Raw genomic sequence first — 22,380 nt, 5'->3', positions numbered from 1 at the left:
CATCGGATAATTTAGGGAGGCTTAAAATAATGGAAGTTTTAAAATATCGAAGTGTTTTTGACATTATTGGTCCAGTAATGGTCGGACCAAGTAGCTCACATACTGCTGGTGCTGCACGAATTGGAAAAGTTTGCCGAATGATTTTCGGTGAGCGTCCGGACTCTGTAGAATTTGATTTATATGAATCTTTCGCTAAAACTTATCGTGGACATGGAACTGATATTGCTTTAGTAGGTGGAATTTTGGGAATGGAACCTGACGATCCTCGCTTATCCGATTCATTGAAAATTGCTCACGAACAAGGGATGGAAGTGCTATTTGTTCCCAAAAAAGAAATTGCCGACCATCCAAACACTGTTACCTTGCGCATGATTAAAGGTGACCTGGAGATGTCAATTACCGGTGTCTCGATCGGCGGCGGAAATATTCAAATCACTGAAATGAATGGCTACAGTATCTCCCTTGGTATGGGTAATCCAACCTATATTATTATCAATAAAGATGTGCCTGGTCTTCTTTCACGTGTATCTACCATTTTTATGAAACACGGCTTGAATATCGGAAAAGTTACAATGACTCGCAAAACACGAGGCGAAAATGGCATTGTTTTGTTAGAAATTGATGATACACCTGATGATCCAGAAGGGTTAAGACAAGAGATTAAACGTGAAGACGATGTGCTGAGCGTTACTTATTTCAAATAGTATAGGAGGAATTGTCATGTTTTATTCAATCCAAGAGCTTGTAGAGCAAGCACAGGATTATCCGACTGTCGGCGAATTGATGATCGCGACTGAGATGGAATTAACTGATCGAACGCGTGACGAAATCATTGCGTTAATGGAACGCAATTTAGAAGTAATGGAAAGTTCAATCGAAGAAGGCATTCAAGGAGTAACCTCCGTAACACGGATTACTGGCGGCGATGCCAAACGCATGAACGATTATATCGAAAGCGGCAAATTCATGAGCGGTGATACGATTTTAAAAGCCGTTCGTAACGGAATCGCAGTCAACGAAGTCAATGCAAAAATGGGCTTAGTTTGTGCCACACCTACTGCTGGTAGCGCCGGCGTACTCCCTGGTGTTTTAATGGCGGCACGAGAAAAACTAGATTTGACTCATGATGAACAGATTGATTTCCTATTTACCGCTGGTGCGTTTGGTTTAGTAATGGCAAATAATGCCTCAATCTCTGGTGCTGAAGGCGGCTGTCAAGCCGAGGTCGGTTCTGCCAGTGCCATGTCAGCTGCGGCTTTAGTTACTGCCAATGGCGGCACACCTGAAATGGCCGCAAATGCACTTGCTATTACCTTAAAAAATGTGATGGGACTCATTTGTGATCCTGTTGCTGGTTTAGTTGAAGTTCCTTGTGTAAAACGAAATGCGATGGGGGCTTCTCAAGCATTTATCTCCGCAGATATGGCGTTAGCCGGCATCCGTAGCGTCATTCCACCGGATGAAGTGGTAGAGGCAATGTATAAGGTTGGGCGTGCAATGCCGCAAATCTTCAAAGAAACCGCAGAAGGTGGCGTAGCAACTACACCAACTGGGTTGCGTCTACAAAAACAAGTCTTTGGCGAACCAGAAAAAGCGACCGTTTAAACAGATTAAAAGCAGCTGATTGCTAGTCAGCTGCTTTTGCTATTTCATCAATCCTTCGTGAATTTTATCTAAGTTCCACTTCATCATGCTATAGTAGCTATCCCCTGTCTTTCCTTTTTTAGCTAATGAATCAGTGAATAAATCGCTATAGATCGGCAGATCAACTTCTTTTGACAGTCGTTCCATACTGCGTCTATCAACACTCGTCTCAACAAATAATGATGGGACTTCCGATGCACGAACCTTTTCGACGATTTGTGTCATTTGTTCTGGTGTTCCCTGACTTTCCGTATTGATTTCCCATATATAAGCTGCCGTTAAATCATAAGCTTCTGAAAAATACTTAAAGGCTCCTTCACTGGTTACTAACAACTTTTTCTCACTGGGAATATCGGCAAATTTTTCTTTCGCTGAAGCATCTAGTTCTTTAAGCTTTTTAATGTAAGCTTCCGCATTTCTCTCGTAATTCAATCGATTATCAGGATCTTGATCGCTCAAAACTGATTGAATCTGTTTCACATATAAAATACCATTAGAGATATCCAGCCAAGCATGAGGGTCCTCTTGCTTACTGTTACCTGTGAGGTGAATTGGTTCAACTTCTTTACTGACTGCAAAATAATCTCTATTCTCTTTTTTCTTAGCCGTGTCCATTAATTTGTCAAACCAGCCATTACCTGTTTCTAAGTTTAGACCATTATAGAAAACAACATCTGCTTCGCTGGTTTTTTTTATGTCTTCTGGTAACGGCTCGTACTCGTGTGGATCTGTCCCAACCGGTACGATACTGTGGACATTCACCTCATCTTTTCCGACCTCTTTGATCATATCTGCTATGATCGAATTTGTCGCGACTACAGATAGCTTCTTTGAGGTATTCCCTTCAACGCGTTCACTACTCCGTGCCCCGCAACCTGTGAGTAAAAATAAACCAATCAGTCCTGCAAAGAATATTTTTTTATGCATCATACACCCGTTCCTTTCTTACTTGTTGAATCAAGCCTTTACTTGGTGAAAATAAAAATGCTGCGATGAAAAAGACTGCCGCTGTCATCACAATCGTTGCGCCTGAAGGAAGATTGTAACTATAGCTGAAATACAAACCGATGATTGCACTCAAAACACCAAATGCTGTTGATAAACCAACCATGATAGAAAGCTTATTGGTTAACTGATAGGCTGTAGCCGCTGGTGTGATCAACATTGCAATGACTAAGATCGTACCAACTGTCTGCAATGACGTTACAGCAACTAATGTCAGCAGAAACATCAAGCCATAGTTAATCAAGCTGATGTTCCAGCCATAGGATTGTGCCATCGTTGGAGCAAAGGAAGTTAATTTTAATTGCTTATAAAATAGCAATACCGCTAAAACAACGATTACCATAACAAGCGCAGTCAGATACATATCTGAATCACGAACTGCTAAAACATTGCCGAAAAGAATATGATAAAGATCCGTCGCACTCTGAGCAAATGAGATCAGAATGATTCCTAAGGCAAAAAAGGAACTAAAAACAATTCCGATCGCGGTATCATTTTTTAAACGACTATGTTTTCCGACAAAGCCGATCAATGCAGCTGAGAAGATTCCGAAAAAAGTCGCGCCAATGACATAACTGCTCCCTAACATATAGGAGATCGCTACCCCTGGTAAAACCGCATGAGAAATCGCATCTCCCATTAATGACATGCCTCTGAGAATAATAAAAGAGCCAATCACACCCGCGGATATGCCCACCATAATCGAGGTAATCAATGCGTTTTGCAAAAATTGGTATTCCATTAGACCTTGAAAAAAATCATGAAGCAAAGTCTGCACCTCCCACTCTTAACATTTGTGTAATTTCACTGCCGTAAGTTTTCTCCATATTCCTTGCCGTATAGGTTTGAGCAACTGGTCCAGACGCAATCAAGCCTTTGTTCAATAAGATCACTTCGTCAAAATAATCGGTTACCTTATGGAGATCATGATGAACGATCACGATCGATTTTCCTTCATCCCGCAACTCCTTAAGTAACTCGATAATAATCTTCTCACTAGTTGCATCAATCCCGGCAAAAGGTTCATCTAACAAAATCCATTCCGCCTTTTGTGCCAGTGCTCGTGCAATAAAGACTCGTTGCAACTGTCCACCAGATAAATCACTAATTTGCCGGTCAGCATATTCAGACAAGCCAACTTTCGACAAACACTCTAAGGCAAATGTCTTTTCTTTTTTTCCAGGGCGTTGAAACATTTTTAAATGAGGATAGGTTCCGAACAGGACCACCCCAAAAACATTAATGGGAAAACTCAAGTCAATATCTTGCCGCTGCTCTACATAGGCAATTTTTTTCCGCTGTTTACTAAGTGGCTCAGCACCATAATAAATTCTGCCTGATTGTACTTTAATCAATTGCAGTATCCCTTTCATTAAGGTAGATTTCCCGGCACCATTGGGTCCGACGATCCCTGTTAATTTTCCAGCAGATAATTCCAAATTCACATGCTTAAGTGCGAGCTTCCCACGATAGGCAACCGAAAGATTTTCGATACGAATCGTTTCCATTTTATCCCTCTTTTCTATTTTAGGCATACCTAATATTTTAGTTAATGATAAACTAATCTGTAGTGTGATGCAAGAAAAATGCAAAAAAGCTTCACCAAGAAAATCAACTTTTCTTGGTGAAGCTTTTATACTAATTATTTTGCATCATGTAGTCTTGTGTTTTTTACTTCATCAATCGTTTTGGTTCCAGCGAGCTGCATTGTGATAGAAAGCTCTTTGTTCAAATGATCAAAAACTGATTTCACACCTTCAGCGCCACCTAAATTTAATCCATAAATGACTGGTCGTCCGATCGCTACTAAGTCAGCCCCGCTGGCTAAAGCCTTGAAGACATGTTCGCCGCGACGAACACCGCTATCAAATACGATCGGTACACGTTTGTTTACAACACCAGCAATCAACGGTAATACATCAAATGAGGCTGGTCCGCCATCTAGTTGACGACCTCCATGATTTGAAACCCAAATCCCGTCAGCTCCAGCTGCGATGGCAACTTCGGCATCTTCTGGTGATTGAATACCCTTAACAAATACAGGAAGACTTGTTAATTCTTTGATTTTCTGAATATCTTCCGGAACTAAGCCTTGCTTAGCTGCCGCATAGATTTCCGCGATTCCTTTTCCTTCGCCATCTCCGCTAGCACTTTTAGCGCTATAAGCAGCTAAGTTAGGCATTGGAAGCGGAAATTGGAATTTGTTAACGATGTCTTCTTCGCGGTAGCCACCAAGTGTTGAATCTGCTGTTAGAATAATGGCTTTTGCTCCAGCTTTAACAGCTTTTTCTAAGATGAACGCATTAAAGCCATCATCTTTACTCATATACAATTGGAAAAATTGAGGAGCGTTGGGTGCTGCGGCCGCTGCATCTTCAATCGTTGTATTAGCATAGGTACTAATCGAAAAGATCGATCCGGCAGCAGCCACCCCTTTGGCAGTATCCGCTTCACCTTTTTCATGAGCTAATCCTTGTGCAGCTGATGGCGCTTGGATAATTGGAGTTGCCAAGTCCATGTCCCAAAGTTTGGTACTTAAGTCAGCATGATCAATTCCTCGCAAAACCCGAGGCATAATTGTTTTATTATTAAATGAAGAGGTGTTTTCTTTCATTGTCCATTCATCTTCAGAACCGCCGCGAATATAACCAAACGCACCTTTTTCCATGCGTTCTTTCACCCGTCCTTCGAGTGAAGCGATATTCACAATTTCAATTGGATGTTCTTCGTTACTTGCTTGATAAGTCATGATAAATCCTTCTTTCTTTTTAATACATGAATTATCATAATACTCTTACAAAAAGTAAGCAAGAAACTTGTCTTCTGTTTCAGCCTTACTCAGATAAACCGGAATGACCAACACAGACTGCTTAATTCCACAAAAAATCCGCGACAGTTTTATCAACGTTAAGATTCTCATGTAATTGACTATGCTGAGCATTTGGGCCAGTAAAAATTTGATATTTGATAGGATTTCCATGATCTTTCAATAAAGAAAATGTTGCTAATGCACTATTGAGAGGAACGGTCCCATCAGTAACTGTCTCTTTATTTAATTTCCCCGCTACTAATAATATCGGCAATTTACTAGGTACATTAGCCACACCATTTTGATAGTCTGTATATCTGCTGGCTTGTACACTTGGACCGTTTTTTAACACATCATCAATCGATTCAGATGATTCTGTAAAATCATTAAACGGGGCCCCAATTGAAATAAACTTATTTATCGTTGGAGTATCGTTTGGTTGACCATAAGTCGTCAAATAGCGTAGCGAACTAACACCGCCCATCGAATGTCCAACAAGATTTACTTGATCTACCCCCTGTTGCTTCAAATATTTCAAAACAGTATAGATCCATTCAGTCTGATTCCATTCAGTATCTTTATTGGCGGTAAACAAGACTTGGATACTCGGATTATCCTTTTTCTTACTTAGTTCACCATCAACCTTTAAAGAACCATCTGATTGAACCGTAATCAGCATCTCTTTCTTAGTTTTTCTTTCGTTTGAAAGTCGCTGGATCATCCCACCGAAGGAATTAATAGTACCCCCATAGCCATGAATAAAAACGGTTGGCACCGCGCTTTTCTTAAAATTTTTTTCAACCTTTTTTTGGGTTAATGCTGATGCTTGTGTTTTTTCCACTTCTTTTGTTTGCTTGCTTCCACAACCAACGAGCAATAAAACGGTTAGTCCTGCAATAATGCTCAGGAACACTTTTTTCATTCTTTCAACTCCACTTCACTATGACATATTTATGGCGTGTTTCACTCTACTATAGATTTAAAGGCCGTATAACTCAAACATACGCTGAGAAGTTAGCGGAAATTTAGCAATTTCACCGCTTGTATCTAAAAAATCTATGAAAAAAGCCAAGGCAGCGGCCTCGGCTCGTAGATCTAAATTTTATCAACTTGATCGAAATCTAACTCAGTACTTGTTTCACGTCCGAACATGTCAATGTTCGCTTTGATTTTATCACGTTCTTCATCAATTTCAGTGATCACACCTTCAAGACCGGCAAAAGCACCTTCGATGATTTTCACTGTTTCGCCAACTTCTACTTCAAGATCGTGTTGACGAGTACTCATACCTAATGATCGTAAGATATGATTTATTTCCTCTGGCATCAATGGCGCTGGTTTACTTCCGGCACCGTGGGAACCAACGAACCCTGTTACACCTGGTGTATTACGTACAACATACCAAGAATCATCAGTCATGACCATTTCTACTAACACATACCCAGGAAATGTTTTATGAACGATTTCTTTTTCTTTACCGCCCTTAACTTCTGTTTCCTTTTCTTCTGGGACAACTACACGGAAAATATAGTCTTCCATCCGCATACTTTGCGCACGTGATTCTAAGTTTGCCTTTACTTTGTTTTCATAGCCGGAATAAGTATGCAGCACATACCATTGTTTTTCAAAAGATTCCATTTTCGCCATCGGCTCCTCGTTCTAAAATAAAAAAACCTCAGCAGTCCCAAGGTTTTTTCTCTCAAATAGTATAACATGCTTTTTTTGAATTGGCTACTAGCGAATGATCAAATTGATCAGTGCTTGAATCGCTGTATCCATGATGAAAAACATCAAAGCAAAAATGATCGCTGTCTCAATAACGACCAATGAATCATGGCGTAATTGTTTTTTTGAAGGCCATGAAACAAGCTTCATCTCTTCTCTTACACTACGTAAAAAATTCAATTAATTCTCCCCCTATTTCGTTTCTTTATGTATCGTATACTGATTACAATGTTTGCAAAACTTATTAATCTCTAAACGCTCTCCGCGCTTGCCTTCGCTCACTGATTTCGTGTAGTTCCTTGAACCACAAACAGTGCAGGCTAGAGCCGCTTTTTTTGTTGCCATAGCGATCTACTCCTAATTCCTATTAATGTATTCATTTTTCTGCTGAAACAAGAATGATAACCTCATAAAGTCACAGACTAACATTATCATCTATCCCTTTTGCTGTCAATATTTCCTAAAGACCGGAGTCTTTTTTTAGTATCTAGACAATCAATTGGAATTGTTTCCAAAATAAATTTCTTTATCCGATAGAATATGATAATATGATGAAAGAATGAATAGCTTTATTGGAGGGTTATTGGATGTTATTAAAAAGTCTCGTTTATCCCAAAGAGAATTTGACAACGATCAATGAATCAACAACATTGCAAGAGGCATTGGACATATTAGAAGGTACTGGCTTTCGTTGTGTTCCGATCCTTGATGAAAGTGATCAAATTTTCCGAGGCAATATCTACAAAATGCACATTTACCGGCACAAAGCAAATGGCGGCGACATGGATCTCCCAGTCACTCATCTGCTAAAAAATGCAACAAAATTTATTTCACTAGATACTTCCTTTTTTAAAATCTTTTTTACGATTAAAGAATTACCATATATTACCGTATTGGATGAAGATCATCATTTTTATGGGATCTTAACTCACAGTACCTTATTAAATATGCTCTCGCAATCTTGGAATATCCAAACTGGCAGTTATGTAATCACCGTTGTTTCTACTGGCAAACGCGGAGACCTGGCAGCCATGTCAAAAATCATCTCAAAATTTACAACGATCGCAAGCTGTATTACTTTAGATGTCGGTCAGGACTTTAAAAGTCGTCGTACCTTATTCACCTTGCCTGCTGGTGTAGATGAAAACAAAATGAATCAAATCATTGATCATCTTGAACGTAAGCATTTTGAAATCCAAGAAGTTGAAGCATTATCTATGAAAGATTAATTTATTAAATAGAAATGGCGGTCCTATAAATTTAGGACCGCCATTTTTTATAGTTGATTTGCGAAATGCAAACGTTCATTTAAATAATACATAATTGGAGCTGAGATCGTCATGATAATCGCTTCACTCAATGCCGTCCAACCGTACGTTGGCCAAAAAGGTAGTTGAGCTGTCAAGTTCAGCATCAATGCGATCAAAAACATACTTGCACTGAAGAACACGACATTTAAAGCTAATCGAACTTTCGTACTTTTAACAATATTCTGTAAGATTGCCGTTAAGCTTAAAGCCAACAGCGTTTGTCCGCCACCAAAGACTACATCAAGCCAACCCATGCCAAAAAATGCGTTATAGACAACAACTCCGCCAAAGATTCCCCATAGATATTTTCGATTAAATACAACTAAATGATTTAAACTTTCAGAGATACGAAACTGAATTGCTCCTGATGCCACCGGCGACACTAAAATCGTCAGCGCTAAATAAAGCGCCATTATGATCCCATTGGTCACTACAACAGTGACTCGTTTTCTTTCCACCATATTCATAATTATCCTTCTTTCTCCGAGTTTTTTTAAAGCGGGATGGTTGATGAACCGCTGTAAACCTTTTACAGCATACGTTTTTTATTCAAAGAAGTCAACATAAGTAAAACCTGCAGAACATCCTATTTGATGCTTATTACGTAACATGACTATTTAAAAAGCAGCCAAAATCTTTGGCTGCAAATTTAATTTATTATAATTTGAATAGATATACTTTTGAATAGGGTGTTGCTGAATAAATGTTAGACATTTTATTGGCTGGAAATGTTTGATGCCAAAAACGATCTTGAGAAGGAGAACTTCCCCAGAAAAATCCTAGATGACAGTCAGGATTTGGTCGGGAAAAATCTGCTTCAAAATAAATCAGGTCCCCTTTTTCTGCTTTACCTCCCCTTAGTAAATCGCTAACCGTTCGATAACTATGGTATTGAACAGTTGGTACTAGCGCATCTCGCCAATTGTACCCATTACATGGGCCGCCATATCGATTAGATTTTCGTGTAATATTCGAAAGATTCCCCCCACCATTTCTTGTCACAGTAGCAATAAAACCTGTACAGTTCATTCCAGGTCCATAACTTGTTGGATTACCTCTTGGACTCATGACTGAAGCATTGTTGCCCAACGTTCCTACGAAAGGTGTCGTAAGGTAATACCAATCATTTTGATGCCTTAATAATTCGTTTAGGACTCTACTTTTTGTCGTTCCAAGAAAACTTGAAAGAGTAGGCTTTGATGGCTTTTTCTTGTACGTATTTGAGGTTGGTGACGGTGGGGTGCCCCATTTAGGCACTAGTTTGATCTGAATCGCTTCTAAACGATAAGCATAAGCCTCCGTCCCTGCATTCATACCATTTTTCGCCCAACCAAGCCAACCAAAATTTTGAGCATGTACTCGATAATAGACATCAAAATACTTGGCAACTTCGCCATTAAGCTGTATTTGAATCGCTTCAAGTCGTTTGGCCTGGCCTGTTGTCCCAGACACAGCATTATTATATTTTGAAGAAGATTCCCAACCAATATTTTGAATATGAGTCCGATATTGAATACCACCGGTTAAAGTACTATTTTCAGTTCTAATTTGGAGGGCCTCTACCCTTCTCTTTTGACCGCTAGTACCTGATGTTTGACCGTTTTTTACATAATTCTGCCAACCGATTCCTTGTACGTGTGTGCGATATGAAACGGTCGGTGCTCGGACAAAAGCTTTAGGGTTACTCGTTAATTGATTAGACCCTTTTGGTACTAATCTGATTTCTAAGGCTTCCATTCTACAAGCCATGCCTTCTGTTCCTGCGCTCTCACCATTCTTCGCCCAACTTAACCAACCAAGTGACTGTGTGTGAGCACGATAATAAATATCGAAATATTTTGCGATATCTCCTGTAAGTTTTATTTGAATCGCTTCTAATCTTTTTTTCTTACCTGTTGTTCCAGAAATCCCATTATTGGATTTATAGGAAGTCTCCCAACCGATACCTTGAATATGCGTTCGATATTGAACACTACCAGCCAAACCGCTATTTTCAATACGTACTTGAATTGCTTCTAACCGTTTCTTTTGTCCATTAGTTCCTGTCTTCTGCCCATCTTTAACATAATTTTGCCAGCCGATTGATTCTACGTGAGAGCGATATGATAATATTGGCCGTTTTACAAAAGCTTTAGGACTACTGACAAGCTCATTCGAACCTTTTTTTATCAGTCTGATTTGTAACGACTCTAAACGATAAGCCAGTCCTTCTGTCCCAGCACTCTCCCCATTTTTTGCCCAATCAAGCCAACCAAATCCTTGAGCATGTACTCGATAATAAACATCGAAATATTTTGCGATATCTCCAGTGAGCTTTATTTGAATTGCTTCGAGCCTTTTAGCCTTACCACTTGTCCCAGATACTGCATCATTAGATCTGAATGCTGACTCCCAACCAATATCTTGAATATGCGTTCGATACTGGATACCTCCATCTAAACTGGTATTCTCTATCCGAACCTGAACAGCCTCTAATCTTTTCTTTTGACCACTGGTTCCTGATTGTTGTCCATCCTTTACATAACTTTGCCAACCGATTGATTCCACATGTGAACGATACGAAACTGACGGTAATCTAACAAAGGCTTTAGGGCTACTTTTTAGCTCATCACTGTCTTTTTCGACTAATTTGATTTCGATTGCTTCTAGTCCATAGTCTAAACTTTCCGTTCCTGCACTCTCTCCATTTTTTGCCCAACCTAATTTTCCGAGAGTTTCGGAAGTTGCTCGATAGTACACATCATAAGTATCAGTAATTTCTCCCTTAAGTCGAATCTGAATTGCCTCGATCTTTTTTCCACTTTTTGGTGTTCCAGAAATATTTTCGCCAGTTACGAACTGTTTTTCCCAACCTGATTCTTTCGTAGCTGTTCGATATTCAATTTCACTGTTTTCATCGATGTCTTCTAGTTTAATTTCAACTGCTTCTAAACTGTTCTTTTGGTCAATGGCTCCTGATACTTCTCCATTTTTTACAAAACTCTGCCAACCTGAGGATTGAACATATGATCTGTAAAGTACGTTCGGCGTCTCAATGGCTCTTTTAGCATGAGAAGCGAGTTTTTTATAATAAAAAATAATAGTTTGATCTGTCTCTCGGTATGTTCCTCTTGTTTCTGGCAACCGAGTTTCATCCAATAAATAGCCATCAATTTTTAATTGATAGTCATCGTTTCCAATATCGTAATTTGTTCCAATTACACCAGATATTTTTTTTGCCTCATGGATTTCTTTGTCGTTCTCATCTAAATATTTTATAGAGATTTCAGACTGTTGTGGAGCAGGTTCTCTGAAATAGACATCAGCATTCCTTTCATTTTTATTTAACAACTCAGGAATACTATTAAACGTTTTCTCCTGATGCTGGGCCCGCCAAATATATGAAGGTTGATCTGGTATTTGTAGCGTATCTTCTTCATAAGCTTGAAATATCGAGTTAACACCTAAAGCGATTACTTCTAGCTCTACACAATTATTTAAAAAGCCATCATTTTCAATTACATTTTTTGTATCCCATTTTGAAAAATCTACTTTTTTTAGAGACTTACAGTCTTCAAAAAAATGATTCATTTTTGTAGGTTTTGTGACTTTCAAATTTTCGATTGAATCGACTTCAACCAGTTCTGTTAAGTCCTGAAATAAATGACTTGACTCATTTCCTAAAATTACTTCTCCTTCAATCTGAATTTTCTGAATTTTATCTTTATTTAGTATCCAAGGAGATTCCCCTTCCGTGTCAGCAAATTTTCCAGCCTGAATAACTAAAGTAAAATCATTCGTAATATACCAAGGACTGCTACCAAATTTTCCATTGACCAACTGATCTTTCGGCTGTTCTCTATCTTCTGATAAATCGTTTGAGGAATCTGAGGACTGCGATTCTTCTGTTGTACGGGAGTTCTCGGGAACTGTTTGTAAGTAGCTATCCATCGAAGAAGCTGTTGATTCTAATGAATTATTATTCTCTGATAATGTTTTTAAACCGTTTTCCGTTACTGCATAAACAACCGTTCCTAAGAACTGCGACAGCGCTAAACAAATAACTAAAATTACTATTAAAGATCGTCTTTTTTTCATACTAATTCACCCCACATATTTTTCATTTATAACCTATCCGTGCTTAGTCTTCAAATCATAATACAAAAACATAAATTGCTATTTAGTAAAATGATATCATCAAAAATTTTCTTAAGCAAATTTAAAAAATCGTTTACATAACATTTATCGTTTTTATTTCTCGCGCAAATTAATTACTTTTTTCACAATTTATGAATATTTTCAATCTTTGAACAGTAGATAAGTGTTATTGTTTTTTTAATCTACTTAATACTCCTTTAAAACATCACTGAGTAATTAATAAACTAGTGGAAAAACTCTGCTTAAATAGCAGAGTACGGAGAATACTTATGCTTTTTGAACTTTTTGAACAAACCAGTCAATAATCTTTTTATCGTAATTAGTGGCTTTATAATCAGCGTTTACTATCGTTTTATGGTTTTCAGTAGTTACTTCTACCACCTGCGTGCCCCAAAGATAAAGTGAAATTTTAGTTTCAGTATTTTCTATCCTGTATTTTTCTATTAATGGCGCACGAGTACTACAACACCCGTAGTTTCCAGAAGTCCAACGATCTTTGATAACAGCTTTGCCATTTTGCTGTGCCTTTTTATACAACTGCTCTAATTCATTGTCAATCCCTAGCATGCTAGTCCTCTTTTCTCAATAAGAATGCTTTCACAGTATAATAATAATATCATCTACAACCTTTAAACTTCAATTTTGACAAACGGTCTATAAGATGGCTCATATTATGAAAAAACATCCGTTACCAATACTTTAACAATAGTCTGTCTATACAAGAATATTAATACTCAATTTTCCTGAGAAAAAAATTCAATTTTCTACAGTTCCTTTCGTTACTCTGTTATAATCAGTCTTTGAAAGGATCGAGGACATGAATTTTCATTATCATATTTTAATCAATCCCGCAGCCGGGAGTGGCAATGCGGAAAAAACAGCAGAAAAAATCATCCAATTACTCGATGATGGAGACTATACATACACACCTTATTATACGGAAGAGCCTGGCGATGAAAAAGAGATTGTTGACCGGCTAGCGGATTTGCTAAGCCCTTGGTCAGAGACTTGCGAGAAGGATCACATCGACAATTCGTTTCACCTGTTAGTGGTGATTGGCGGTGACGGCACGCTCCATCAAGTGGTCAATGAATTCTTTGCGTTAGGTCTGCAACTTCCTGTCAGCTATATTCCTGCTGGTTCAGGAAATGATTTTGCTCGAGGAATTGGCTTATCACGTGAGCCAGAAAAAGCCTTTGAACAGATTACCTCCGCACTAAAGCCACAACCGATTAATGTTTTCCATTACGAAGAAAAAATTCGCGAAGAGCAAGGAGTCATTTTAAACAATGTCGGGATCGGTCTAGATGCATTAATCGTTGCGACAACGAATGCCTCTACGTCAAAAAAAGTATTGAACAAGTATCATTTGGGCTCAGCCTCTTATGCCTTGTATCTAGTAAAAGCGATTTTCACTCAAAAGACGTTTCCAATTCTCGTTGAGTTGAATGGCCAAACATTGAGCTTTGAACGTACTTTTTTATGTACGACCACGAACATCCCCTATTTTGGTGGTGGAATAGCAATCGCGCCAATGGCCGATCCAAAAAAAGAGACGATTGATTTAGTCGTCGTAGAAAAACCGAATCTCCCAGCTATTCTGCGTTTCTTAATTCAGCTAGTACGGAAAAAACATACAGAAAACAAACACTACAAGCATTTTACTAGTAGTAAAATCCGAATTGTTTCGGTCGTACCGCAGCACGGTCAAGCTGATGGCGAAGATATGGGAGAACGCTCCTTTGACATGAACTTCTCGACCGCCACACAATATATTTGGTACGCAGACAAAAGGACTGAAAAATAAAGCCGCGGCTTTATTTTTCAGTCCTTTTTACATAAACATCGCAGGCGTAACATCTGCCATTCCGATCATCGGATCAATCGTTTGAGCGGCAATCAATTTTGGTGTCAAAATTGTCGGCTCGTCTGCTGCTAACTTTTGCTTTTCTTCTACTGCTTTAAACGGCTCAGCTTTTGGTTTTGACGGTGCAATTTCGGTTCCCTTTAAGATTCGTTCAATCAAGGTAGTTTTTCGTACCGCTGATTCTCTTACAACACAGGCTTGGAAAGCTTCTTCCTCTCCTAACAGGATCAATAAATCCTTACTTCTGGTAACTGCGGTATATAAAAGATTCCTCTGCAACATTCGTGAATATTGCTTCACCATCGGCAAGAGTACCATTTTGAATTCGCTCCCCTGTGATTTGTGAATCGAACAACAATATGAAAGTTTGATCTTATTCCATTCAGAACGTTTATAGCTGACCTCGTTACTATCAAACTGGATTACTAGTTCATCCACTTTATCTTCCGATTCTTTCGCCGGAATGATCCCCACTATAATCCCCATATCACCGTTAAACACATTCAATTCTGGATTATTGACCAGCTGCAAAACTTTATCACCAATCCGATAAACGACATCATTCCATTGTACTTCTTTTTTTCGGCCATCATTTGGATTAAAAATTTCCTGCATCATCTTATTGATCGCATCGATTCCAGCAGGTCCGCGATACATCGGAGCTAAAACCTGCACATCTTGTGCAGTGAAGCCCTTTTTCTTCGCCCGTTCTACCACCTGCTTGATAACTTCCTCCATCTGAAAGGCATGACAAGCAATAAATGAACGATCCTGTTGATTTTTCCGAAAGTCTTGCGGCAATTTTCCATCTTTGATCTCATGTGCTAACGGAATGATCGATGAACCATCGCCTTGCCGATAAATATCCGTTAATTCCATCTTTGGAATGTCTTCAATCTGTAGCAAATCATGAAAAACCTGACCGGGACCTACGGATGGCAACTGATCCTTATCTCCTACAAAAATCACCTGCATATTATTAGGAATTGCCTTTAACAGGGTATTCGCCAACCAAGTGTCCACCATCGACATCTCATCGACAATCAACAAGCCGCCATCTAGTTCTTTCGCATCAATATCCGGTGTTTCATCATTGGCGTTCAATCCTAACAAGCGATGGATCGTACTTGCTGGTAATCCGGTCGTCTCATTCATCCGTTTTGCAGCACGTCCTGTCGGTGCCGCCAATAGAATCGGAAAAACCGCTTGTGTGTAATCTTTCGGATCTAAAGACAGATCATTCAATTCCGCGAACAATTTGACAATGCCATTAATCACTGTCGTTTTCCCTGTTCCGGGACCACCTGTCAGAATGAATAATGGCGAGCGAATCGCCTCTTTAATCGCTTGATCCTGTGAATCGCCATACGTGATTTTCAACTGCTTTTCAATGATTCTTAAATTCTTGTCGATTGCTTTTTGCGAATAATTGATTTCCTTTTTTCGTGCCAATAAACGTTCAATCGATGAGGCTATTCCCCACTCGCTATAAAACAACGTATTCTCATAGATCTTTGTCGCTTCTTGTTGAATTTTTTCCTCTTCGACTAGCTGAATGATCATATTGGCAATTTGATCCGGAGCGATTTCTACTGGGCGCGTGGTCTCTAATAGTTGCAAAACCTCCGTCAATAGTTGCTGAGCTTCAACATATGTATCACCGCTTTGATTCGCATCCTCATTGACTTGATGAAAAATCGCTGCACGGATTCGTTGTGGACTATCCGCCGCGATGCCCAATTGCTCAGCTAAACTATCCGCTTTTTTAAAACCGATCCCCTCAATATCCTCTACCAATTGATAGGGATTTTCAGCAATGATTTCTAAAGCCTCATTTCGGTAGGTTTGGAAAATCGCAAACGAAAGCTGGCTGCCGAAACCATAACGACTTAACCCAACAATTATCTGCTCCATGCCGTGATTCTGCCGAATTGTCTCCACGATGACTTTTTGTTTCTTCACGTTCAAATTCGGAACTTTTGCCAAAACAGCAGGATTTTCCATAATTTGATCAATGGCTTCTTCACCTAAAACTTCGATGATTTTCTCCGCGGTCTTCTTACCGATCCCTGGAAATTTCTCACTAGAGAGATAATTAATTAGTCCATTAGCAGAAGTTGGATGGGCCTGCTCGTAGCTTTCAACTAGAAATTGCTTCCCGTATCGAGGATGATCAACAAAATGTCCGAAAAAGCGATAGTCTTCATCTTCCTGCATATCGCCAAAACTTCCTGTAACAACAATTTCCTGTTCAAGATAATCACTGTTGGTCTCACTCACTTTAATCAATAGAACCTTATAAAAATTACTAGGATTTTGAAAAAAGATCGCCTTTAATGTTCCTACAATATAGAGCTGTTCTTCCGACATTTTGCGCCTCCTTTCTACCTTCTATAGCAACGAATCTGGTTTCGAGCCTGTACCTTCTAAAAAACTAACATCATTCCATTGGATCATTTGATAAGGCGGTTTAGCATTTTCCGCTTCTAAAATCGTCAGGCTGTTGTTAAATAAGCCACCCATCTCTCGTAGTTCACTCATTGGTTTTCCTGTTAGCGCTTGGATTGCTGCGGTTAATGCGGCCCCGTGACCGACAAAAAGCAATGGACCTTCTTGGGCTTCAGCAACTGCTTTTTCCACTAAATCATTGATGCGTTTCAACATATCTTCAATTTTCTCTCCATCAAAAGGAGTTGGATCGTAAAGCTCCAAATGATGACGTAAATTTACCATATCTTTAGGATAGCGTTCTTCAATAACAGGAATTAATTGACCTTCCAAGCTGCCTAAACCCAGCTCACGTAAATCTTCAGAACGAACGATTTCAGTTGGCTGTGCCAATTGCTTGTTAATTCCCTCAGCAGTCAGATAAGCCCGTTTCAATGTACTTGTATAAATTTTTTCAAACGGTATATCCCTTAATTCTTTGCCTAACGCTTTGATCGCTTCCAAACTTTCTGGTAACAACGGCGAATCGCCCATCATTCCTTGAAAACGTTTTTCTTGATTCCAACGAGTTTTCCCGTGTCGAGTAAAATAAAGTTTCATAAAAATCCCTTTCCAAGTCCTTATTATCTAGTCTAACTTATCGTTTTCATAATGATGCGTCAATTCCAAATTTGGAAAATTTTGTTGACGCAACGCTTCATAGACGACTAAAGCAACTGTGTTAGAAAGGTTCAAAGAACGTACATGTTCATCATTCATTGGAATACGTAAACATTTATCCTCGTTTTCTCGCATAAATTCTTCTGGTAATCCGGTGGTTTCCTTCCCAAACATGAAAAAGTGGTCGGCGTCATCAGTGTAATCAATTTCTGAATAAGTCGCATTAGCAAATTTGGTAATCAAATGAAGCGGTTGATCTTCAAGATACTCTAGAAATGCTGATAAGCTCTTATGATAAGTAATATTTACGTCATTCCAGTAATCTAAACCAGCTCGTTTTAAATGTTTGTCATCCGTAGAAAAACCTAGTGGTTCTATCAAATGCAGCGGTGAATTCGTTGCTGCGCATGTTCGTGCAATGTTTCCTGTGTTTGCAGGAATCTGTGGTTCAAATAATACAATATGATTTGTCATGTTTGTTCCCTCAATCTTATAAATAGTTTATTTCAAGTATGAATTTTCGCTATATATTCTATTTGAAGCATTTATCTTGGTTAAACTTCCAGTACTTACGACTAACTCTCAAGTTACGATTCAACTAAACGTCTCGACTAACTGTGAAAAGTTGAACTCGCAGCTAGCTCACAAGCAAAGAAATCATTTTCCCAAAGACCGGAAAAATGAAGCGATTTTCGTACGCCTATCATTCTGCTAAGCTGCTCGTTAAAAGGTAAGATATTCACACCTTGTATCCTTCTCGAATTCAGCAAAACTGTAAAAAGTAGAACTGACAGCTATCTCAATTTCGTAATGGTGTATTTTTCAAAAAGCCGAAAAATATTTCCATCTTCGTTTCGCATACGATTCCACTAATCGCGCTAAAGACGTAAAGTGGAACTCGCAAAAAAAAAACGTACCAACTCGGTGTCTAGCACGGCGAGTCGCTACGTTAGTGAAGCACTTTTCACTAACTTTTATCAGAACAGGAACCTGATAAAAACCAATGAAAAACAACTTGTTAGTACTATAACATCACGAAGTCACAAATGCAACCTTCTATTTTCAGGAATTTGAATGAAAGCGTATTCTCTAATATCCTTTTAATATTTCGATATCAATCGTAATTCGTTTCAAAGGATCTTCCGCCAAATGCGCTTTTATTTCAGGTGAAACCTGCCATTCCAGTGGTGACATTTCCAGAAGATCTAGCCGGTTTTCTTGCGGTATTTCAAATTCATAAGTCACACGTTCACGGTGGTCGATTTTAAGTTCTTCTGTGAAACGCTGAATAACCGCTTCATTGGAATACTCTTCCCCATTCGGATGATAAACTGCACGAAGTTCTTTTAGGTAACCAGCTTGAGGAATCACTTTGATTACACAACCATCTGACTTCATCACTCGCTTAAATTCACTATAGTGTGAAGGAGAAAAAATATTCAAAATCGTATCAAAGGAGTGATCTGCAAATGGCAAATTGGTCAGATCAGCCACACACCAAAAAGCATCGAGTGGTTGATTACTTGCTAGATAAATTCCTTCCTTAGCAATATCAAAACCAATATTTACTGGATTAGCCTTTATTTGATTGATTTCTTGCAAAAAGCTTCCTTCACCACAGCCGACATCCAGAAGATTCCCCGGGTTTATCAACTGTGCAAGTTTCTCTATCACAGGTTGATACATGCCTGATCGAATCATACGTCCTCGCGGCGCGAACATCTCGTTGTCATACTCCGTTTTGATTTGGTGATCCAAAAAGTAAAGCGTACCCTTTTTAGCTAAATCAAAGCGATGCCCGTTTAAGCAGATTAAGCTTTTTTCTATTTGATTCATTTCTCGGTGACACTTTGGACAGCGAAATAGTGCCTGCTGCTTCGCTAAAAACAGCGCACCCCGATCAATTTTTTTAAGCATCTTTTCACTCCCTTTTCGCTATCCTATCATAGCATAGTTCATCTATTCCTACTATCGTCAAGATATGCTAAACTATACGTCGTAAGTATCATCTTTTAAAAAAATAAATTAGCTAAATTTGGAGGATACAATCATGATTAAAGAATTTTGCGCTGAAAATTATACCGACATTCCTAAAGCTATCCAAGCTGGGGCCGGACGTATCGAGCTATGTGATAACTTAGCAGTCGGCGGGACGACTCCAAGTATGGGAGTAATCGAAGAAGTCTTGGCTTATGCTGGGGAAAAGCATGTACCTGTCATGACTATGATTCGTCCTCGCGGCGGGAATTTTGTCTATAATGATATTGAATTGAAAATCATGGAAAACGATTTGATTCATGCAAAGAATGCTGGGACTGATGGCGTTGTTTTCGGCTGTCTTACAGACGATAATGAAGTGGATGAGGAAGCATTGGAAATGCTGTTAGGCAATAGTGAAGGGGTATTAACGACTTTCCATATGGCTTTTGATGAGCTTTCAAAAGATGAACAGTTTAAGACCATCGATTGGTTTTCACGCTTGGGTATTGATCGTATTCTGACCCACGGCGGTCCATTAACGTCTTCCATTGAAGAAAATCTGCCACATCTAAAAGAATTAGTTGATTACGCGGCTGGACGAATTATTATTTTACCTGGCGGTGGTATCAACGCAGAAAATGCAGAAAGAATTGCTAAAACGCTAGGAGTAAATGAACTTCACGGGACTAAAATCGTATCAATTTAAAAGAGAAGCGGCTCATTTTTGAGTCACTTCTCTTTTTTTCGTTCCTTAATAAATTTTTCAATTCGAATAAGCCAGCGATTTTCTTTAAAACGCAAGCGTACTGGATAGCGCCCCGTCTTATAATCTTTGATCTGGCGATGGCGATCCGGGAAAATGTTTAGTGGCAAATTTTGAAGATCAAAGAAATTGAAGGCCACATAATCCTGTGATTCCATTTTACTTTGCGAAACTTTTTCTTGTACTTTATAAACGTAAATAATTTCATCATGATATTCTTTTGTATAAATTCCAATTAAATCGTCAATAGTACTATCAAAAGAAAGCTGCTCTTTAACTAAGCGCTGGATTCCTTCCCGTTCATTCTCATTGGGCAGAAGTTCGCCTCCTGGCAGATCCCAAACAGGCATACCCTGTCGGCGGACTAACAAAATCAATCCATTCCGGATAACAATGGCATAAGCTTTTTTCAAAATTTTCTCACTACTTTCAGCATATGTCTTTTACTAATCAATCAATGTCCAATAAATCGCTCCATAAAGAGACTGGCTATATTAAAATAAATCAACACACTAGTCAAATCACTCAAGGTGGTAATAAACGGACCACTGGCAACGGCTGGATCAAAGCCTAATTTTTCCATTATCATTGGAATCCAGCTGCCGGCTAAGGTCGCCACTGTTATAGCGGCCATCATCGCAGTTCCAATTACGAAACCTAAAATAAAATTGTGCTTCCAAATCCCGACAATAATAAAGATCGTCACACCGGTTACTAATCCCGTTACTAATCCCGTAAGAATTTCACCCACTACTAATTTTCCGAAATTCTTCTCGTTATCATCAGATATCGCCAAACGCCGGACTGCAACCGCCAGTGATTGCGTCCCAGCATTTCCCGCTGTCCCAGTAATCAGGGAAATGAATACCGCCAAAATACTTGCTTTACTAACCAGCGCTTCATAGTGATTAATTAGTGTCGCCGTCGTCATTCCGAGAAATAGCAGGGTAATCAGCCATGGCAACCTTCTAGAAGCTGCCTTAACAGGATTTTCATCCACTTCTTCAACATTGACCCCGGCCAAACCAGAGTAATCACTGGCTGCCTCGTCATCGATTACATCAATGATATCATCAACCGTCACGATTCCCAATAAATGATCCTCGTAGTCCGTTACCGGTAAAGCAAGAAAGTCGTAGTCACGAAATGTTTGAGCGACATCTTCTTGGTCATCCCCGACATGAACAGAAATTACCCGCTCGCTCATAACATCCGAAACCATCGTATCATCTTCGTTTACAATCAAATCACGCAACGAAATTACACCAACCAGTTGATTATCATCGTTTACTACATAAGTATAATAGATTGTCTCAGCAATTTGGGCTTCTTTTTTCAAAACATACATTGCTGATCGCATCGTCTGATTTGCAACAATTGAGACAAATTCAGTCGTCATCAATGATCCGGCTGTATCATCTTCATAGTGGAGAAGATCGCGAATCTCATTCGCATGCTCAGAATCCATTAAGCTTAAATACTTCGCTACTGTTTTCTTATCTAACTCATTCAGCAAATCCACCGCGTTATCGGTATACATTTCAGATAGCATATCTGCGGCATATTGGGGACGCATCTCATTTAGATATTCATCCACATGCTCATCGTCTTCTTCAATGACATCAAACATATCCGCTAATTCTTTTGGTGACAAATAAGAATAAACGAGCTGACGTTCTTCTTCACTTAGAGATTGATAAAATTGCCCCTGATCATAAAAATGCATTTCCAGAAAATGATCCCGAAAAGCCTGCAGATTATTCTGATCCAGCTCCTCCCGTAATTGTTGGAAATGCACTTCTAATTCTTCTTGGTTTTCATCCATCAATCTCACCTCGCTCATATTTAGGAATTAATTTTTCCACAGAAAAATTAGTTCTATTTTCGTCCCGGATACCATTCTACTAGACTGCTTGTATTGTATTACTACTTTTACTTTTTGTTTTTTTACTCATACGTTAATTACTGCTTAAAGTAGAACTGGCAACCTCGCTCATATTTAGGAATTATTTTTTCCATCGAAAAATTAGTT

The 22,380-nt window shown here is 39.0% G+C and carries 22 protein-coding genes; 5 read left to right on the top strand and 17 right to left on the bottom strand.

All coding sequences use genetic code 11. The features are described 5' to 3' along the window. The first annotated feature begins 29 nt into the window (after window positions 1–29). Together sdaAB and sdaAA are read left to right on the top strand one after the other, a co-directional pair. On the top strand, window positions 30–704 hold the full coding sequence (sdaAB, locus tag KQI58_RS01605) for an L-serine ammonia-lyase, iron-sulfur-dependent subunit beta (protein ID WP_088932073.1): 675 nt from the start codon (window positions 30–32) through the stop codon (window positions 702–704). 16 nt (window positions 705–720) lie between these two features. Continuing rightward, on the top strand, window positions 721–1,605 hold the full coding sequence (gene sdaAA, locus KQI58_RS01600; RefSeq protein ID WP_216405884.1) for an L-serine ammonia-lyase, iron-sulfur-dependent, subunit alpha: 885 nt from the start codon (window positions 721–723) through the stop codon (window positions 1,603–1,605). A gap of 39 nt (window positions 1,606–1,644) precedes the next feature. Here sdaAA and KQI58_RS01595 read toward each other — a convergent pair whose 3' ends face one another. The 8 genes from KQI58_RS01595 to rpmG all read right to left on the bottom strand — a co-directional run bounded on the left by KQI58_RS01595 (window position 1,645) and on the right by rpmG (window position 7,528). Continuing rightward, window positions 1,645–2,574, bottom strand: a complete 930-nt coding sequence (locus tag KQI58_RS01595; RefSeq protein ID WP_301282181.1) for a metal ABC transporter substrate-binding protein — start codon at window positions 2,572–2,574, stop codon at window positions 1,645–1,647. After that, a complete protein-coding gene (locus KQI58_RS01590; protein ID WP_216405882.1) occupies window positions 2,564–3,418 on the bottom strand; it encodes a metal ABC transporter permease in 855 nt (284 codons plus the stop codon). The genes KQI58_RS01595 and KQI58_RS01590 overlap by 11 nt, the downstream gene beginning before the upstream one ends. Further along, a complete protein-coding gene (locus KQI58_RS01585) occupies window positions 3,408–4,157 on the bottom strand; it encodes a metal ABC transporter ATP-binding protein (protein ID WP_216405880.1) in 750 nt (249 codons plus the stop codon). The genes KQI58_RS01590 and KQI58_RS01585 overlap by 11 nt, the downstream gene beginning before the upstream one ends. Window positions 4,158–4,291: 134 nt before the next feature. Continuing rightward, window positions 4,292–5,398, bottom strand: coding sequence for a lactate oxidase (locus tag KQI58_RS01580; RefSeq protein WP_216405878.1), 1,107 nt, complete (start codon window positions 5,396–5,398; stop codon window positions 4,292–4,294). A gap of 121 nt (window positions 5,399–5,519) precedes the next feature. Next, window positions 5,520–6,380, bottom strand: a complete 861-nt coding sequence (locus KQI58_RS01575) for an alpha/beta fold hydrolase (RefSeq protein WP_216405876.1) — start codon at window positions 6,378–6,380, stop codon at window positions 5,520–5,522. A gap of 173 nt (window positions 6,381–6,553) precedes the next feature. Next, on the bottom strand, window positions 6,554–7,096 hold the full coding sequence (gene nusG, locus KQI58_RS01570; protein ID WP_034876867.1) for a transcription termination/antitermination protein NusG: 543 nt from the start codon (window positions 7,094–7,096) through the stop codon (window positions 6,554–6,556). Between the two features lie 96 nt (window positions 7,097–7,192). Further along, a complete protein-coding gene (secE, locus tag KQI58_RS01565; protein ID WP_010746478.1) occupies window positions 7,193–7,363 on the bottom strand; it encodes a preprotein translocase subunit SecE in 171 nt (56 codons plus the stop codon). 12 nt (window positions 7,364–7,375) lie between these two features. Next, a complete protein-coding gene (gene rpmG, locus KQI58_RS01560; RefSeq protein ID WP_010739830.1) occupies window positions 7,376–7,528 on the bottom strand; it encodes a 50S ribosomal protein L33 in 153 nt (50 codons plus the stop codon). A 242-nt stretch (window positions 7,529–7,770) separates the two neighbouring features. On the opposite strand from rpmG, the gene cbpA reads away from it, so the two are divergent. Beyond that, on the top strand, window positions 7,771–8,412 hold the full coding sequence (cbpA, locus tag KQI58_RS01555) for a cyclic di-AMP binding protein CbpA (RefSeq protein ID WP_216405874.1): 642 nt from the start codon (window positions 7,771–7,773) through the stop codon (window positions 8,410–8,412). 47 nt (window positions 8,413–8,459) lie between these two features. On the opposite strand, the gene KQI58_RS01550 is transcribed toward cbpA, so the two are convergent. The 3 genes from KQI58_RS01550 to KQI58_RS01540 all read right to left on the bottom strand — a co-directional run bounded on the left by KQI58_RS01550 (window position 8,460) and on the right by KQI58_RS01540 (window position 13,197). Then, window positions 8,460–8,960: a QueT transporter family protein gene (locus tag KQI58_RS01550; RefSeq protein ID WP_216405872.1), complete on the bottom strand. Its 501-nt coding sequence runs from the start codon at window positions 8,958–8,960 to the stop codon at window positions 8,460–8,462. A gap of 190 nt (window positions 8,961–9,150) precedes the next feature. Further along, window positions 9,151–12,570, bottom strand: coding sequence for a MucBP domain-containing protein (locus tag KQI58_RS01545; RefSeq protein ID WP_216405869.1), 3,420 nt, complete (start codon window positions 12,568–12,570; stop codon window positions 9,151–9,153). Window positions 12,571–12,897: 327 nt separating this feature from the next. Further along, window positions 12,898–13,197 carry a hypothetical protein gene (locus KQI58_RS01540; RefSeq protein WP_216405868.1) on the bottom strand — a complete coding sequence of 100 codons (300 nt, stop codon included), beginning with the start codon at window positions 13,195–13,197 and terminating at the stop codon, window positions 12,898–12,900. A 250-nt stretch (window positions 13,198–13,447) separates the two neighbouring features. On the opposite strand from KQI58_RS01540, the gene KQI58_RS01535 reads away from it, so the two are divergent. Next, window positions 13,448–14,437 (top strand): diacylglycerol/lipid kinase family protein, encoded by a 990-nt coding sequence (locus KQI58_RS01535; protein ID WP_216405866.1) that lies wholly within the window; start codon window positions 13,448–13,450, stop codon window positions 14,435–14,437. Between the two features lie 27 nt (window positions 14,438–14,464). Here the strand turns inward: KQI58_RS01535 and recD2 are convergent, their stop codons facing one another. The 4 genes from recD2 to KQI58_RS01515 form a co-directional block, all read right to left on the bottom strand. Further along, a complete protein-coding gene (recD2, locus tag KQI58_RS01530) occupies window positions 14,465–16,867 on the bottom strand; it encodes an SF1B family DNA helicase RecD2 (protein WP_216405864.1) in 2,403 nt (800 codons plus the stop codon). Window positions 16,868–16,888: 21 nt separating this feature from the next. After that, complete coding sequence (locus tag KQI58_RS01525; RefSeq protein ID WP_216405862.1) at window positions 16,889–17,545, bottom strand: histidine phosphatase family protein; 657 nt, start codon at window positions 17,543–17,545, stop codon at window positions 16,889–16,891. A gap of 27 nt (window positions 17,546–17,572) precedes the next feature. Then, a complete protein-coding gene (gene trmL / locus KQI58_RS01520) occupies window positions 17,573–18,079 on the bottom strand; it encodes a tRNA (uridine(34)/cytosine(34)/5-carboxymethylaminomethyluridine(34)-2'-O)-methyltransferase TrmL (RefSeq protein ID WP_216405860.1) in 507 nt (168 codons plus the stop codon). Between the two features lie 615 nt (window positions 18,080–18,694). Continuing rightward, entirely contained in the window at window positions 18,695–19,522 is an 828-nt protein-coding gene (locus KQI58_RS01515; protein WP_216405859.1) for a methyltransferase domain-containing protein, read from the bottom strand. A 133-nt stretch (window positions 19,523–19,655) separates the two neighbouring features. Between KQI58_RS01515 and KQI58_RS01510 the strand changes: the two genes are divergently transcribed. After that, complete coding sequence (locus tag KQI58_RS01510) at window positions 19,656–20,291, top strand: copper homeostasis protein CutC (RefSeq protein WP_216405857.1); 636 nt, start codon at window positions 19,656–19,658, stop codon at window positions 20,289–20,291. A 23-nt stretch (window positions 20,292–20,314) separates the two neighbouring features. Here the strand turns inward: KQI58_RS01510 and KQI58_RS01505 are convergent, their stop codons facing one another. Then, the gene (locus tag KQI58_RS01505) at window positions 20,315–20,761 is read right to left on the bottom strand and encodes an NUDIX hydrolase (RefSeq protein WP_216405855.1); all 447 of its coding nucleotides are present in this window, start codon (window positions 20,759–20,761) and stop codon (window positions 20,315–20,317) included. A gap of 41 nt (window positions 20,762–20,802) precedes the next feature. Next, window positions 20,803–22,173: a magnesium transporter gene (gene mgtE, locus KQI58_RS01500; RefSeq protein ID WP_216405853.1), complete on the bottom strand. Its 1,371-nt coding sequence runs from the start codon at window positions 22,171–22,173 to the stop codon at window positions 20,803–20,805. Between the last annotated feature and the right edge of the window lie 207 nt (window positions 22,174–22,380).

Source organism: Enterococcus raffinosus (assembly GCF_018917525.1).
GTDB lineage: Bacteria > Bacillota > Bacilli > Lactobacillales > Enterococcaceae > Enterococcus_A > Enterococcus_A raffinosus_A.
The sequence above is the reverse complement of the archived record's forward strand: the minus strand, read 5'-3'. Positions and strand labels throughout refer to the sequence as shown.

What these genes read in the sequence shown, in the direction of transcription:
- KQI58_RS01515 (WP_216405859.1), bottom strand. Translation starts at nt 19,522, where the DNA reads ATGCTTAAAAAAATTGATCGGGGTGCGCTGTTTTTAGCGAAGCAGCAG.
- KQI58_RS01535 (WP_216405866.1), top strand. Translation starts at nt 13,448, where the DNA reads ATGAATTTTCATTATCATATTTTAATCAATCCCGCAGCCGGGAGTGGC.
- sdaAB (WP_088932073.1), top strand. Translation starts at nt 30, where the DNA reads ATGGAAGTTTTAAAATATCGAAGTGTTTTTGACATTATTGGTCCAGTA.
- KQI58_RS01575 (WP_216405876.1), bottom strand. Translation starts at nt 6,380, where the DNA reads ATGAAAAAAGTGTTCCTGAGCATTATTGCAGGACTAACCGTTTTATTG.
- trmL (WP_216405860.1), bottom strand. Translation starts at nt 18,079, where the DNA reads ATGACAAATCATATTGTATTATTTGAACCACAGATTCCTGCAAACACA.
- KQI58_RS01550 (WP_216405872.1), bottom strand. Translation starts at nt 8,960, where the DNA reads ATGAATATGGTGGAAAGAAAACGAGTCACTGTTGTAGTGACCAATGGG.
- KQI58_RS01585 (WP_216405880.1), bottom strand. Translation starts at nt 4,157, where the DNA reads ATGGAAACGATTCGTATCGAAAATCTTTCGGTTGCCTATCGTGGGAAG.
- KQI58_RS01525 (WP_216405862.1), bottom strand. Translation starts at nt 17,545, where the DNA reads ATGAAACTTTATTTTACTCGACACGGGAAAACTCGTTGGAATCAAGAA.
- mgtE (WP_216405853.1), bottom strand. Translation starts at nt 22,173, where the DNA reads ATGGATGAAAACCAAGAAGAATTAGAAGTGCATTTCCAACAATTACGG.
- sdaAA (WP_216405884.1), top strand. Translation starts at nt 721, where the DNA reads ATGTTTTATTCAATCCAAGAGCTTGTAGAGCAAGCACAGGATTATCCG.
- rpmG (WP_010739830.1), bottom strand. Translation starts at nt 7,528, where the DNA reads ATGGCAACAAAAAAAGCGGCTCTAGCCTGCACTGTTTGTGGTTCAAGG.
- KQI58_RS01510 (WP_216405857.1), top strand. Translation starts at nt 19,656, where the DNA reads ATGATTAAAGAATTTTGCGCTGAAAATTATACCGACATTCCTAAAGCT.
- KQI58_RS01540 (WP_216405868.1), bottom strand. Translation starts at nt 13,197, where the DNA reads ATGCTAGGGATTGACAATGAATTAGAGCAGTTGTATAAAAAGGCACAG.
- cbpA (WP_216405874.1), top strand. Translation starts at nt 7,771, where the DNA reads ATGTTATTAAAAAGTCTCGTTTATCCCAAAGAGAATTTGACAACGATC.
- nusG (WP_034876867.1), bottom strand. Translation starts at nt 7,096, where the DNA reads ATGGAATCTTTTGAAAAACAATGGTATGTGCTGCATACTTATTCCGGC.
- KQI58_RS01545 (WP_216405869.1), bottom strand. Translation starts at nt 12,570, where the DNA reads ATGAAAAAAAGACGATCTTTAATAGTAATTTTAGTTATTTGTTTAGCG.
- recD2 (WP_216405864.1), bottom strand. Translation starts at nt 16,867, where the DNA reads ATGTCGGAAGAACAGCTCTATATTGTAGGAACATTAAAGGCGATCTTT.
- KQI58_RS01580 (WP_216405878.1), bottom strand. Translation starts at nt 5,398, where the DNA reads ATGACTTATCAAGCAAGTAACGAAGAACATCCAATTGAAATTGTGAAT.
- KQI58_RS01595 (WP_301282181.1), bottom strand. Translation starts at nt 2,574, where the DNA reads ATGATGCATAAAAAAATATTCTTTGCAGGACTGATTGGTTTATTTTTA.